This window comes from Salmonella sp. SAL4457 (genome assembly GCF_046548235.1).
Classification (GTDB): domain Bacteria; phylum Pseudomonadota; class Gammaproteobacteria; order Enterobacterales; family Enterobacteriaceae; genus Salmonella; species Salmonella enterica.
In genome coordinates this window covers 253,130-264,761 of record NZ_JBGDZO010000004.1, presented here as the reverse complement: position 1 = coordinate 264,761, position 11,632 = coordinate 253,130, and the positions used below count along the sequence as shown (strand labels likewise).

At 49.7% G+C, this 11,632-nt stretch carries 12 protein-coding genes and 2 pseudogenes; 3 read left to right on the top strand and 11 right to left on the bottom strand.

The window, feature by feature from the left end:
• Positions 1–8 precede the first annotated feature (8 nt).
• The 3 genes from ACLJNW_RS15025 to fklB form a co-directional block, all read right to left on the bottom strand.
• Positions 9–1,148, bottom strand: a complete 1,140-nt coding sequence (locus tag ACLJNW_RS15025) for a DKNYY domain-containing protein (protein WP_024154829.1) — start codon at positions 1,146–1,148, stop codon at positions 9–11.
• 337 nt (positions 1,149–1,485) lie between these two features.
• Positions 1,486–2,889: a D-serine/D-alanine/glycine transporter gene (gene cycA / locus ACLJNW_RS15020; protein ID WP_000228321.1), complete on the bottom strand. Its 1,404-nt coding sequence runs from the start codon at positions 2,887–2,889 to the stop codon at positions 1,486–1,488.
• A 295-nt stretch (positions 2,890–3,184) separates the two neighbouring features.
• Entirely contained in the window at positions 3,185–3,805 is a 621-nt protein-coding gene (fklB, locus tag ACLJNW_RS15015; RefSeq protein WP_000235161.1) for an FKBP-type peptidyl-prolyl cis-trans isomerase, read from the bottom strand.
• 219 nt (positions 3,806–4,024) lie between these two features.
• Here fklB and ACLJNW_RS15010 point away from each other — a divergent pair, with 219 nt between their 5' ends.
• Positions 4,025–4,660: an OapA family protein gene (locus ACLJNW_RS15010; RefSeq protein ID WP_001119448.1), complete on the top strand. Its 636-nt coding sequence runs from the start codon at positions 4,025–4,027 to the stop codon at positions 4,658–4,660.
• Between the two features lie 49 nt (positions 4,661–4,709).
• Here the strand turns inward: ACLJNW_RS15010 and ACLJNW_RS15005 are convergent, their stop codons facing one another.
• From ACLJNW_RS15005 to ACLJNW_RS14980, 6 genes and pseudogenes are all read right to left on the bottom strand, one after another.
• The gene (locus ACLJNW_RS15005) at positions 4,710–5,636 is read right to left on the bottom strand and encodes a DMT family transporter (RefSeq protein WP_000381068.1); all 927 of its coding nucleotides are present in this window, start codon (positions 5,634–5,636) and stop codon (positions 4,710–4,712) included.
• Between the two features lie 147 nt (positions 5,637–5,783).
• Positions 5,784–6,233 carry a 50S ribosomal protein L9 gene (rplI, locus tag ACLJNW_RS15000; protein WP_001196059.1) on the bottom strand — a complete coding sequence of 150 codons (450 nt, stop codon included), beginning with the start codon at positions 6,231–6,233 and terminating at the stop codon, positions 5,784–5,786.
• A 41-nt stretch (positions 6,234–6,274) separates the two neighbouring features.
• Positions 6,275–6,502, bottom strand: coding sequence for a 30S ribosomal protein S18 (gene rpsR / locus ACLJNW_RS14995; protein ID WP_000135199.1), 228 nt, complete (start codon positions 6,500–6,502; stop codon positions 6,275–6,277).
• 4 nt (positions 6,503–6,506) lie between these two features.
• Positions 6,507–6,821: a primosomal replication protein N gene (gene priB, locus ACLJNW_RS14990; protein ID WP_001519453.1), complete on the bottom strand. Its 315-nt coding sequence runs from the start codon at positions 6,819–6,821 to the stop codon at positions 6,507–6,509.
• A 6-nt stretch (positions 6,822–6,827) separates the two neighbouring features.
• Complete coding sequence (gene rpsF / locus ACLJNW_RS14985; protein WP_001216673.1) at positions 6,828–7,223, bottom strand: 30S ribosomal protein S6; 396 nt, start codon at positions 7,221–7,223, stop codon at positions 6,828–6,830.
• A gap of 70 nt (positions 7,224–7,293) precedes the next feature.
• A pseudogene (locus ACLJNW_RS14980) lies at positions 7,294–7,356 on the bottom strand (hypothetical protein); the annotation flags it as partial.
• Positions 7,357–7,492: 136 nt separating this feature from the next.
• On the opposite strand from ACLJNW_RS14980, the gene ACLJNW_RS14975 reads away from it, so the two are divergent.
• Positions 7,493–9,634, top strand: coding sequence for a hypothetical protein (locus ACLJNW_RS14975; protein ID WP_024154828.1), 2,142 nt, complete (start codon positions 7,493–7,495; stop codon positions 9,632–9,634).
• Positions 9,635–9,682: 48 nt separating this feature from the next.
• Here the strand turns inward: ACLJNW_RS14975 and ACLJNW_RS14970 are convergent.
• Positions 9,683–10,446: pseudogene (locus tag ACLJNW_RS14970) on the bottom strand (TSUP family transporter).
• Positions 10,447–10,744: 298 nt separating this feature from the next.
• Here ACLJNW_RS14970 and yjfY point away from each other — a divergent pair.
• A complete protein-coding gene (yjfY, locus tag ACLJNW_RS14965) occupies positions 10,745–11,020 on the top strand; it encodes a DUF1471 family protein YjfY (RefSeq protein WP_000466074.1) in 276 nt (91 codons plus the stop codon).
• A 52-nt stretch (positions 11,021–11,072) separates the two neighbouring features.
• Here the strand turns inward: yjfY and ACLJNW_RS14960 are convergent, their stop codons facing one another.
• Positions 11,073–11,630 (bottom strand): YagU family protein, encoded by a 558-nt coding sequence (locus ACLJNW_RS14960; protein WP_000026294.1) that lies wholly within the window; start codon positions 11,628–11,630, stop codon positions 11,073–11,075.
• Positions 11,631–11,632: the final 2 nt, after the last annotated feature.

Below are 11,632 nucleotides of genomic sequence, written 5' to 3'. Positions count from 1 at the left end.
ATCCTGCGCTAGTGGTAATCAGAGGGAAGCAAAGAGATAACGTCAGTGGGCGCTGGTGATACCGTCGTCCACTCTGTTAATATCGGGTTATAGCGCTGCCATTGATCACGTGAGATCTGGCGATATAATTGCCCATCCGCGGACAAAGCCAGATGGTAGTAATTATAGGTAACTCTATCTATTTTCAGCGCCGGAAGTTTTTCCTGCGACGTAAAAATGCGCAGTACCCCCTCGCCCAACGCATTCGTGCTCACCTGATAAATACGATCCTTATACCAACCGGTGTTCCCGTTCAGACGAAAAAAATACTCCGGATCGACACCCGGCAGGGTTTCCACTTTACAACTGCTCCCGGCGTTGGTTGCCTCATGTTTCAGCCATGTCACCTCACGCAGGCCAATATTAAAATAGCCGCAGTACCGACTGGAATTATCAATCTCATAGTCATGCTTACCGGTTTTATCACGATAAATTAGTACCTCGCCAGGCATCCAGCGAATGATTTGAAACGTATTAGCATCAGCGGTAATGGGTATGCCGTTCACAATCACCCGTTGCGCCGTCGTCACAATAAACTCCCTTGCCGAAGTGGAATCCAGCCTCAACACGCGAAACCCATCGGCCCGCCCCAGCCAGCGGCCTTCATAATAGAGATTATTTTTATCCCGCAGCAGATTCCAGATTTTCGTCTCTGCCAGAGTCGCCATATCCACACGTTTTTCACCCGCATTGCTATCACGACGTTTACCATCAAAATAGAGACCGTATTTATCGGCGGCAAAGGCGCCAAAAGACTGAAAGCTGGCAACATCAACGGCAGGCTCATCCCCGGTATTCTGGACGATTTTGCCTGCCCACAGGATAAAGCGCCCATCGCTGAGATAAGCGTGCTGACAAATATGATTGTCGTCGCAGTTATGGCTGTCGGGATTGATTTCTATTAACGGGCGAGGGTCTTGCGGGTGAGATAAATCGGCAATACGCCGTAAATGCGAATAGCTAACGTCAGGCAGTCGGGAGAGAATTTGCGGTTCGTCGTCGGCGGTATAAAAAACGCCGTCCTTATCCTGCTGATACTGAAAATCTGCGAACGCAGGAACAGGCAGCAGCAAAAGCGTAGCGCTTAAAATCCAGCGTCGAATGGTCATAATTACAGTTTGAAATAGGAGATTAATTTGTTACTTAAACCACTTTTTCAACGTATTATCCAGCGCGAGCCGCCATTATAGGAATTCATCAAGGCGGCACTTACCGTCAGCCTGCAATTTACAGCTGCCCTTCCTGAAGAAACGTTTTTCGCGTCATTGCATCAGCGGACAAACACTCATTTCCTGAGCTTTTCATCTCCATACGCTATCAAATGTGGCGAGAAAAATAGCTCGTTAAGGAGCGGGAAGCGACAAAATGGGGCGTAAAAATGAAGAAAGCGCCCCGGCGGGTACGTTATGCGCATACCCCCTCGCCTAAGCGAGAGGGATAAATCCGTCATTTAGCCAGTTTGTTCTTACGCAGGAACAGCCAGCCCAGACCCAACGCGATAAACCACAGCGGCGTCACGATCAGCGCCTGGCGCGTATCGTCTTCCAGCGTCAGTAATACCAGCACGAACGCAAAGAACGCCATACAGACCCAGCACATCAGCTTACCGAGCGGCATCTTATAGATGGATTTCTCATGCAGGTGGGGACGCTTTTTGCGGTACACCAGGTATGAACACAGAATGATGGTCCAGACAAACATAAACAGGATAGCCGAAACCGTAGTGATCATGGTGAATGCGCCAATCACGCTCGGGTTGACCATCAGCATAACCACGCCGCCCAGCAGGCAGATACAGGAGAAGGTCAGGCCTTTCGCCGGTACCGCGCGTTTCGATAGCTTAGCGAACGCTTTTGGCGCCACGCCTTCTTGCGCCAGGCCAAACAGCATACGGCTGGTCGAGAAGACGCCGCTGTTGGCGGAAGACGCCGCCGAGGTCAGCACGACAAAGTTGATCACGCTCGCAGCGGCAGGCAGACCCACCAGTACAAACAGCTCAACAAACGGGCTCTTATCCGGCACCACGGAACTCCACGGCGTCACCGACATAATGACAATCAGAGCAAAGACGTAGAACATGATGATACGGATCGGTATTGAGTTAATCGCGCGCGGCAGCGATTTTTCCGGATCTTTAGTTTCTGCGGCGGTAGTACCAACCAGCTCAATGCCCACGAAAGCGAACACTGCAATCTGGAAACCGGCAAAGAACCCGCTAATACCTTTCGGGAACCAGCCGCCGTCATTCCACAGATGCGCGAAAGACGCTTCAACGCCTGTCGGCGATTTAAAGTGCATCGCAATCATCACCAGCCCGACCACAATCAACGCCACAATGGCGACAATTTTGACCATGGCAAACCAAAATTCCATTTCACCAAACATTTTAACGGTGGCGAGGTTGAGGCTTAGCAGCAGGATCACTACCGCCAGCGAGGCGACCCAATCGGAAAGGCCGGGAAACCAGAACTGCGCGTAGGCGGTAATCGCCACCACGTCAGCCATACCGGTCACTACCCAGCAAAACCAGTACGTCCAGCCAGTAAAATATCCCGCCCAGGGGCCAAGCAGGTCGGAAGCAAAATCGCTAAACGATTTATATTCCAGATTCGAGAGCAGCAATTCCCCCATGGCGCGCATCACGAAAAAAAGCATAAAACCGATGATCATATACACAAAAATGATCGACGGTCCGGCGAGACTGATCGTTTTACCCGATCCCATAAACAGACCGGTACCAATAGCGCCGCCAATAGCGATAAGCTGTATATGACGGTTTGTAAGATTGCGCCGTAGCGACTGTTCAGCCGGAGCCTGTTCGTCGGCTGCGACTTTTACCTGATCTACCATGTTTTTCTTCCTGTACCTGTCTGTGTTGTGCGGGCTCTACGGCCTTTGGTCTATGATACGACGATCCTGTTATCAGGACTCATCGATATTAGGTAAGAATCGGCGGGATGAATACTCAGATTCAAATACAATGTTAATTTTATGTTTAAAATGAGTGTTATATCACTTTGATAATGCGAATTATCTCACAAAAATACACGTAACGACGCCATTTGCAAAATAAAATATTGGCATCTGCTGAAGTCAGGATTGCCGGATAAGGCGTTTACGCCGTCATCCGGCAAACCCGGGGCGCTTAGAGAATTTCCAGCAGTTCCACTTCAAACACCAGGGTGCTGAATGGCGGAATAGAGGCCCCGGCCCCACGCTCGCCATAGGCCAGCTCCTGTGGGATAGTCAGTTCCCATTTGGAACCTACCGGCATCAGAGTCAGAGCTTCAATCCAGCCGGCGATCACGCCATTTACCGGGAATTCAGCCGGTTCGCCGCGCGCGACGGAGCTGTCAAATACGGTGCCATCAATAAGCTTACCGGTGTAATGCACGCGTACGCGGTCGGTACGCGCCGGAATCGCGCCTTCGCCCTGCGTCAGAACGCGGAACTGTAAACCAGATTCAGTACTGTTCACACCGTCTTTTTCGCGGTTTTCTTCCAGGTATTTCACGCCTTCGGCCGCCATCGCTTTGAAACGCTCACGACGCACCGCGTCCGCACGCTCATGAATTTCACGCAGCGCACGATGCACCACATCAACAGGAACCGCCGGGTGTTTACCTTCCAGCGCATCAGCAATGCCTGCAACCAGCGCTTCAGGCAATAGCCCTTCAAGACCGGATTCGCTAAGCTGCTGCCCTACCTGCAAACCAATGCCGTAGCTCGCTTGCGCTTCAATAGTGTCAAAAGTCGGGGTGGCCATTATTTTTCCTTCATCGGATATCAAAAAAGTAGCGGGCAGCATAACAGCCACGCTTCTTCTGGTAAAACTTTGTCTCAGGGAGGATGACAAATCGCAGGGAAAAAGAAACAATAGATTATCCGTATTGATGTCACGAAAGCGGATAGCACTACCAGTATCATAGCGTTAGCCATCTATACTCTATGATTAAGGAACGAGATGCGGAGCAGGAGGTAAACCATGCCCGGGCGCTTTGAATTAAAACCAACCCTGGCGAAAATCTGGCACGCGCCGGATAATTTTCGCATCATGGAGCCGCTGCCGCCTATGCATCGTCGTGGCATTATCATTGCCGCTATCGTGCTGGTGATCGGTTTCCTGCTGCCCGCCAGCGAGACCAGCGACTCGCCTGTCGTCACGCGGGAAGCGCAATTGGATCTGCAATCGCAATCACAGCCGCCGACGGAGGCCCAGCTTCAGGCGCAGCTGGTCGCGCCGCAAAACGATCCGGATCAGGTGGCGCCCGTTGCGCCGGAACCTATCCAGGAAGGCCAGCCGGAAGAACAAAACCAGCCGCAGACGCAGCCTTTCCAGCAGGATAGCGGCATCGGTCAACAGTGGCGCTCGTACCGGGTAGAGTCTGGTAAAACTCTGGCGCAACTGTTCCGTGACCACGGGCTGCCCCCGACAGACGTTTATGCAATGGCGCAGGTAGAAGGCGCTGGCAAACCGCTGAGTAATCTCAAAAATGGTCAAATGATTAAAATTCGCCAGAATGCCAGCGGGGTGGTGACAGGTTTAACGATAGATGGCGATAACGGTCAACAGGTGCTGTTTACGCGTCAGCCTGACGGCAGTTTTATTCGCGCGCAGTAACGCCGGCTACGCCTTACCCCGCCTATACCCTATTCGTTCAGGTGAAGCATTACCGCTTCACCTTATTCACCCACCAAATCCCCGAACATACCAGCACCAGCGCAATCATGTATTTCCACTCCAATATATTCTCGCCGAGAAAAATAGCCGAAAGAGCCGCGCCGGAAACCGGGATCAGAAAGTTAAACGGCGCAATCATCCCCACACGGTTATATTTGAGTAAAATGCTCCATAGCGCAAAAGCGACCGACGAGAGTAACGTCAGGTAGACTAAAATCGCCACCGACGAGAAGCCATGTATCGTCAGCGTACCGCCAAAAACGTAACCGCCAATGACCAGTACCAGACCGCCAATCCCCAATTGATAGCCAGTCATGACCATCGGATCGACCGTCTGCGAGAGACGTTTGCCATACAATGTGGCCGCAGAAAGAATAAACGCCGCCAGCACCACGGAGCCTTCTCCCGGCAGATTAAAGCTGAAATCCAGGCCGTTGCTGACGTTCACCGCCATGACGCCCGCAAAGCCCAGAATACAGCCGAGCGTTTTGTTGTAGCTCAATCGGTCGTTCTGATAAATAAAGTGCGCCAGCAATACGCTGAAGAATGTGCCTGTCGCGTTCATGATTGAGCCTTTCACGCCGGAGGTGAACGCAAGGCCGATATAGAAAAAGAGATATTGCAGCGACGTCTGAGTCAGCCCCAGTAACGTTAACTGAGCAAACTGGCGCGGACGAAACCGACCAATCGGTTTACGCTGAAGCAGCGCGAACAGTAGCAGCAACCCACCCGCAAACAAAAAACGATAACCAGCAAAAACAATTTTAGAAGGGATATCGTCGGTGGCTATCTGAAAGAGGTCATAACCGCTTTTGATGGCTGGATAAGCGCTGCCCCATAGCAGGCAACAAAATGCGGCACACACATAAACGACGTTTTTGCGGGCAAACGGGGAGGCCTGGCGTTGGGTATCCATTCTTTCACCAAGAAATTAAAATAATGTTTTATTTTTGATTATCGCGAAAAGAGGGGGAGATAGCCAGTCGAAAAGCGATGGGGTTAAAAAAGCAAAACGTCGGCGCTGGGCCGACGTTTCGTTGCTAGCAAAAACGAGAATGCCTGATTACTCAGCAACCACGTTGATGATAACTTTTGCGAATACTTCGCTGTGAACCTGGAAGTTCACTTCGTGTTCGCCAGTGGTACGCAGAACGCCGTTCGGCAGACGAACTTCGCTCTTAGCCACGTCAACGCCAGCCGCAGTCACAGCGTCAGCGATGTCGCGAGTACCGATGGAACCGAACAGTTTACCTTCGTCGCCTGCTTTAGACGCGATAGTAACGGTTTCCAGGGCGTTGATTTTCTCTGCGCGTGCATTTGCAGCAGCCAGAACGTCAGCCAGTTTAGCTTCCAGTTCAGCGCGACGTGCTTCGAAGTATTCAACGTTTTTCTTGGTAGCCGGAACAGCTTTACCCTTTGGTACCAGGAAGTTACGAGCATAGCCCGCTTTAACGTTAACCTGATCACCCAGGCTACCCAGGTTTGCTACTTTATCAAGCAGAATAACTTGCATTACCTTATCCTCTCAAAGTCGTATTAATGGACCGTGACCGATTACTGATGGCGATCAGTGTACGGCAGCAGAGACAGGTAGCGAGCGCGTTTGATAGCGCGAGCCAGCTGACGCTGGTATTTTGCACGGGTACCGGTGATACGGCTTGGGACAATCTTACCGCTTTCGGTGATGTAGTTTTTCAGCGTAGCGATATCTTTATAGTCGATCTCTTGAACGCCTTCCGCGGTGAAACGGCAGAACTTGCGACGACGGAAATAACGTGCCATATGGCTAGTCTCCAGAATCTATCAATTCAATCTGCTCGGCATGCAGAACCATTTTGCTCAGACCGTTCTTTGCCTTGTGGCAAGAAATAAACCCCTGAACGGTTATGCGGCTGCCGACCGTTATACTGTGAGTAATGGCCTGGTTTTCGTGTCCGCTAACAATAACGGGCATTTGGCACCACGCCTGCCGGTGAAAGCCGGCTTCCTCTTGCACAGAACGATGCTCAAGCACGAACTGGCAATGCGGAATTCCTGATGGACTGACCTTTCGAAGGGGGGCCCTGCACACGGTGCCGGACAACGCCAGACGGTTGGTCATCAGAAATTACTCTTCAGAATCCCCAGCTTCAGCATCATCTGCGGTTTCGTTAGCGAAATCATCGCGACGCTCACGGCGCTCGTCTTTCGCTTTAACCATCGGAGAGGCTTCGGTAACAGCGTGCTTAGTACGCATAACCATGCTGCGGATAACGGCATCGTTGAAGCGGAAGGTAGTTTCCAGCTCATCGATCACTTCCTGCGGCGCTTCAACGTTCATCAGAACGTAGTGCGCTTTGTGCAGTTTGTTGATCGGGTAAGCCAGCTGACGGCGGCCCCAGTCTTCCAGACGGTGGATCTTGCCTTCTGCGCCAGTGATGGCGGCAGAGTAACGCTCGATCATACCCGGAACCTGTTCGCTCTGGTCAGGATGGACCATAAAAACGATTTCGTAATGACGCATCGAATTGCTCCTTACGGATTATTCAGCCTCCTGTCTGGGTCAGCCGCGGCCCATGGAGGCAAGGAACGTGTTAAAGGTCGGCTGAAAAATGACGCGTTATAATACTGGCGCCTGCGGGCAAACTCAAGGTGATTTGCAAATAATCGCTCGTTGTGGGTGCTTTTTACCATGAACAGGCAGTGATTTTTATCTTTGTCGACATTTAGGATAGGTTTCACAAAGGACACTCCCTTAATCTGGATGTGGATAAAAGGAGCAGGAACGACAGAATGCTGATTAAAAAATGGTACGTTTGGCTGGTGTTTGTATTCTTACCTTTACTGGCCTGGTGTCTTGTTTCCGAGGGGACCCAAACCTCACCACAGCCAGAAGATTGTGCGCTATCTCCTTATGTGGATTATGATCCTGCGCCTGTTTTTACTCGCTGGCAATGGATACCAGCAAAAGCGTGGGATCCAGCCAGAATATCCGGCGATAACAGTATATTAGTCTGGTCAGATGGGAAGAAACGCGTGGCTGCGAATGAAGCGACGCTGTTAATTGACGGCAACTGGCAAACGCTGGCGCCAGTATTGTCAAGCTTGCTTGAAAAAGAGAATTTTAAACTCCAGTCAACATCAATGCCAATCGTGAATTTGGAAAACGATTGGGGACAAGTACTTTTGTCGCACCGCCCGGAGATTGCTAATCGTCTGGCGCAACAATTCATCATCCCCGGATTACAGCAGGCAGCGCAAAACGGAGACATCACTACGGAAGAAGTCGTGCGAAAAACCGAGCTAGCCATTTCTCAACATCAGTTATGGGGAGTCTGGAGAGACAAGAAGAGAGAACTGGAAGTTGAATTACAGAAAGATACCCCGTTAATCATCGCCAGAAAAACATACAAGACGGGAAACATTAAACGCACAACCTACATGAAAATAATGGACGCTCGTTCCGTGTTTGGGAAGCCTAAGATCGCATTGACATTAACCACCTGCGACATAGTACCAAACCCGGAATACTCCATTAAAAAAGCAGCCGAAAATAGCAAGTCACGACTTGCTGACTTCAAACTTTTCGGTTCAAGCATTCAGAAACTGAATCGCAATTTCACCCACCAACTTGTACCTGATGAGAGTATTAAACCGATTCTTGACCTGTTGAAAGAGAATAACCTTACCAGCGAGCTCACTTCAACAGCAATGGCATGGATTAAATCAACGCCATTGCCGGAAAAAACACCTGAACATGAGCCTCAAGAAACGATGCCTCTTGGGTCAGTTAGCGTAGAAACCGTCTCACTTAACGAAATACTCCCTGATACCGACGATTCACGGGAGCTTAAGATATATAAAGAACTTCCTAATGGAAATGCCTTATTTGCGACGACACGCTATGACCGAAAGCAACAAAGTAACGTTGCAGAACTCTATATCACTGAGCCAGGCAATCCGCGGCAGGTCACCCAGCTTTGGCAAGGGGAAAACCTATTCAGATTAGTGTTGGTTCACCAAGGGACAAAAACCTGGTTTGAAGCCGCTTCACGACAATGGTTTGAAGTGGATATTCTAAACCGCAGAATCACTGCAATGACCACACCGCAGGCAGAAACTGACACTTATTCAGCACCATCATCATCATGGTTCAGCGATATACACGATGAACCCATTGCCTTTCATTCTGATTACAGTGATGAAGGAAAAGGATGTTTGGTTTTTCAGCGTATGGATCCCCGCCTTCTGACGACAGAAAATGTCATATTAAGAACATGCCGTAATCAATACGCTAGTGGTAACTCCATTCGACCCGTACTCATTTCAACTCCAGGTTATTTCTGGCTTGAAGACAGTAATGGATTAGTCAAACTGAACGCCAGAACTGGCAGAGCGGAATCATCGTATTCTGTTCCTTTCCGCGCTTCTCGTAATATCAGAACTCACACCATCGATCTGGCTAATGATAATACTACCCAACATACCCCGCCGCCGCTAGGTTCCAGTGAAGCTCACTGGATTGCATTGCATTATCAGATTCCCTTTCCTCCTCTGAATAGCCTGAATGAATATGCTATCGGAACCCATTTTATTGATACCCTCAGCGGTAAATGGCGCTTTAGCGCAGAACTGAAAAATGCTGACAGCATTGATGCAACCGCACGTTCCGCTCATGGCCGTTTTTATGCTCAGGCTGGTTGTCAAAAGCCCGCAGGTACGGGAACCAAAATCGATATCTGGGAAGTCGCCAGCGCAAAGAAAATTGCATCATTACAACGTCCAAAATATTGTGGTTTAGCAGGAATGGCTTTTAGCTGGCAAGGAAATATTCTGATTCTGGCTGATAGCAACAAATGGGTGCGTGTAAGACTTCCAGACGGAATGCATGATGTAGCACGCAAGAGCGCAATCCCTGTGCAGGCGCAGGAATAATGCAATAATCTCCCGAATTAATTTAGGGGTTTGCTTATTTGACAGCCATCAGCACATATCCAGCAGCATTTTGACGCTGATGCAGATAGAGACCATCACAATCATCGGCCTGATGATTTTCTTACCGCGCGCCAGCACCACCGTTGCACCTAATCTCGCGCCAAGCGACTGGCCGACAAACATCACCAGCCCCAGCGACCAGATCATTTTACCGCCGAAAATAAAGAACAAAATTGAGGAAACGTTGGACGCAAAGTTGATGAAATTCGAGTGAATTTGCGCTATATCGATACTATATCCCCACAACAGAATGTAGCAGAGGGTATAAAAGGAACCGGCTCCCGCGCCGAGGAAACCGTATAGAACCCCTCGCAACCACCGCAAACCAGTGAAAAAAGAAACAACGACACCTGCTGCTTCTTATTGGGTTCGGTCAGGTTGGGAGCAAAAATAAAATAGAGCGCGACGGCGATGATCAGTATCGGCAGCCGTTTTTTCAGAAGTTCCAGCTCGATAAACTGAATCAGCGTTGTTTCCAACGCCGAACCCATAAAGGCGGATAAAAAGACATACTTGTGCTGCTGGACGTTGATATGCCCCCGGCGCAAAAAGTAGATTCGAGAGGTCAGCGAACTGCCCAGCGCCTGAATTTTATTGGTCGCCAGCGCGCTGGCGGGCGGTAAACCCGAAATCAACAGCGCGCCAATCGACAAAAACCCGCCACCGCCTGAAACCACATTGATAAAACCGGCTATCAACGCAACCATAAACATAATGGCTAAGTAGCTGAAATCCATAAATGAAGCATCCATCACTTTATGCTTTATTATCATAAAGTTATCTTTATGTTGCAGCTTACTATAAACGGCATATTCCGGCAGGGAAATTGACCATTCGGTAAAAGCTCTTGCCCGCAAAACAGATATTTTGATCGCGGCGCGGCATGTCAGTAGCCCGTTTATCAACAAGAAGAGTGGAATGCGGTAATTTTTTGAACAACTGCATCAGAAATGGTCGCTATCGCTCCTGCTGGTAGCGATTAAAATAACATCAGAGGTTCACAAAAAAGGAGGCAGGGCCAGGTCAGCAACCGCCGCCGAGGAGGTCACTATGTTCTTCCGTATTTTCCCCCTTCTGGCTGGATTTTTGCTCAGCGTAAATACAATGGCAGCCATTGAAATTGATAATCGTCAGGCCAGAAATATGGACGATATACAGAGCTTAGGCGTGATTTACATAAACCATAATTTCGCGACTGAAAGCGAGGCCCGCCAGGCGCTGAAAGAAGAAACTGATGCGCGAGGCGCAATGTACTACCACCCGATTTTGTTACGGGAGCCCGGTAGTAACGGCAACATGCATGCCAGCGCGGAGATTTATCGCTAGTATCAGGAAAATGCCATAGTTTTGCCCCCTGGTCAGGGGGCATTTTTTTCGCTTATCGGGTTGTTAATGGCACTTCGGCATCCGGCTCATGCGTTATGCGGTTTCGCAGATCGCGGCGCATTAACTCAATCACCCAAAACCAAAATACATGTCCCAGAATTTCAGAAGCGTACTCGTCAAAAGGAAGTTGTGTAAGCGGAGGCGTTAAGTTCAGCGCCGGGCAGAATATGCCATGCACGACAACCGTAACAATCAGCCCCGCCAGTATCCCCTGCCATAATTTAACTTTCGGGAAAATTTCCGCGACGACGCAGTAACCTATTGCGAATACCAGCGAAAAGATAATATGAGTTACCATCACAGGGTTAATAACATGCTCAGAAAAGGTATAAACCGTTTGTGTTGGGTCAATGCCTAAATAATCCCGCAAAAAAATATACGGTGGATTAAACTCATCGCGCCCGCCGGAAAACGTTCGCGGCGGTAAAGGAACTTCCGCGCCCCATTTTACAAATGCTGAAATAATACCCGCTGCAAAACCAATTAACGCAGCTACTCCATACCGACGCCGCTGTGGGTCAGTTTTAACAAACAATCCGTTGATAGACACAG

Excerpts from the sequence above, each read along its gene's own strand:
- ACLJNW_RS14975 (WP_024154828.1), top strand. The coding sequence starts at position 7,493 with ATGCTGATTAAAAAATGGTACGTTTGGCTGGTGTTTGTATTCTTACCT.
- yjfY (WP_000466074.1), top strand. The coding sequence starts at position 10,745 with ATGTTCTTCCGTATTTTCCCCCTTCTGGCTGGATTTTTGCTCAGCGTA.
- ACLJNW_RS15025 (WP_024154829.1), bottom strand. The coding sequence starts at position 1,148 with ATGACCATTCGACGCTGGATTTTAAGCGCTACGCTTTTGCTGCTGCCT.
- priB (WP_001519453.1), bottom strand. The coding sequence starts at position 6,821 with ATGACCAACCGTCTGGCGTTGTCCGGCACCGTGTGCAGGGCCCCCCTT.
- rplI (WP_001196059.1), bottom strand. The coding sequence starts at position 6,233 with ATGCAAGTTATTCTGCTTGATAAAGTAGCAAACCTGGGTAGCCTGGGT.
- cycA (WP_000228321.1), bottom strand. The coding sequence starts at position 2,889 with ATGGTAGATCAGGTAAAAGTCGCAGCCGACGAACAGGCTCCGGCTGAA.
- fklB (WP_000235161.1), bottom strand. The coding sequence starts at position 3,805 with ATGGCCACCCCGACTTTTGACACTATTGAAGCGCAAGCGAGCTACGGC.
- ACLJNW_RS15010 (WP_001119448.1), top strand. The coding sequence starts at position 4,025 with ATGCCCGGGCGCTTTGAATTAAAACCAACCCTGGCGAAAATCTGGCAC.
- ACLJNW_RS15005 (WP_000381068.1), bottom strand. The coding sequence starts at position 5,636 with ATGGATACCCAACGCCAGGCCTCCCCGTTTGCCCGCAAAAACGTCGTT.
- rpsR (WP_000135199.1), bottom strand. The coding sequence starts at position 6,502 with ATGGCACGTTATTTCCGTCGTCGCAAGTTCTGCCGTTTCACCGCGGAA.
- rpsF (WP_001216673.1), bottom strand. The coding sequence starts at position 7,223 with ATGCGTCATTACGAAATCGTTTTTATGGTCCATCCTGACCAGAGCGAA.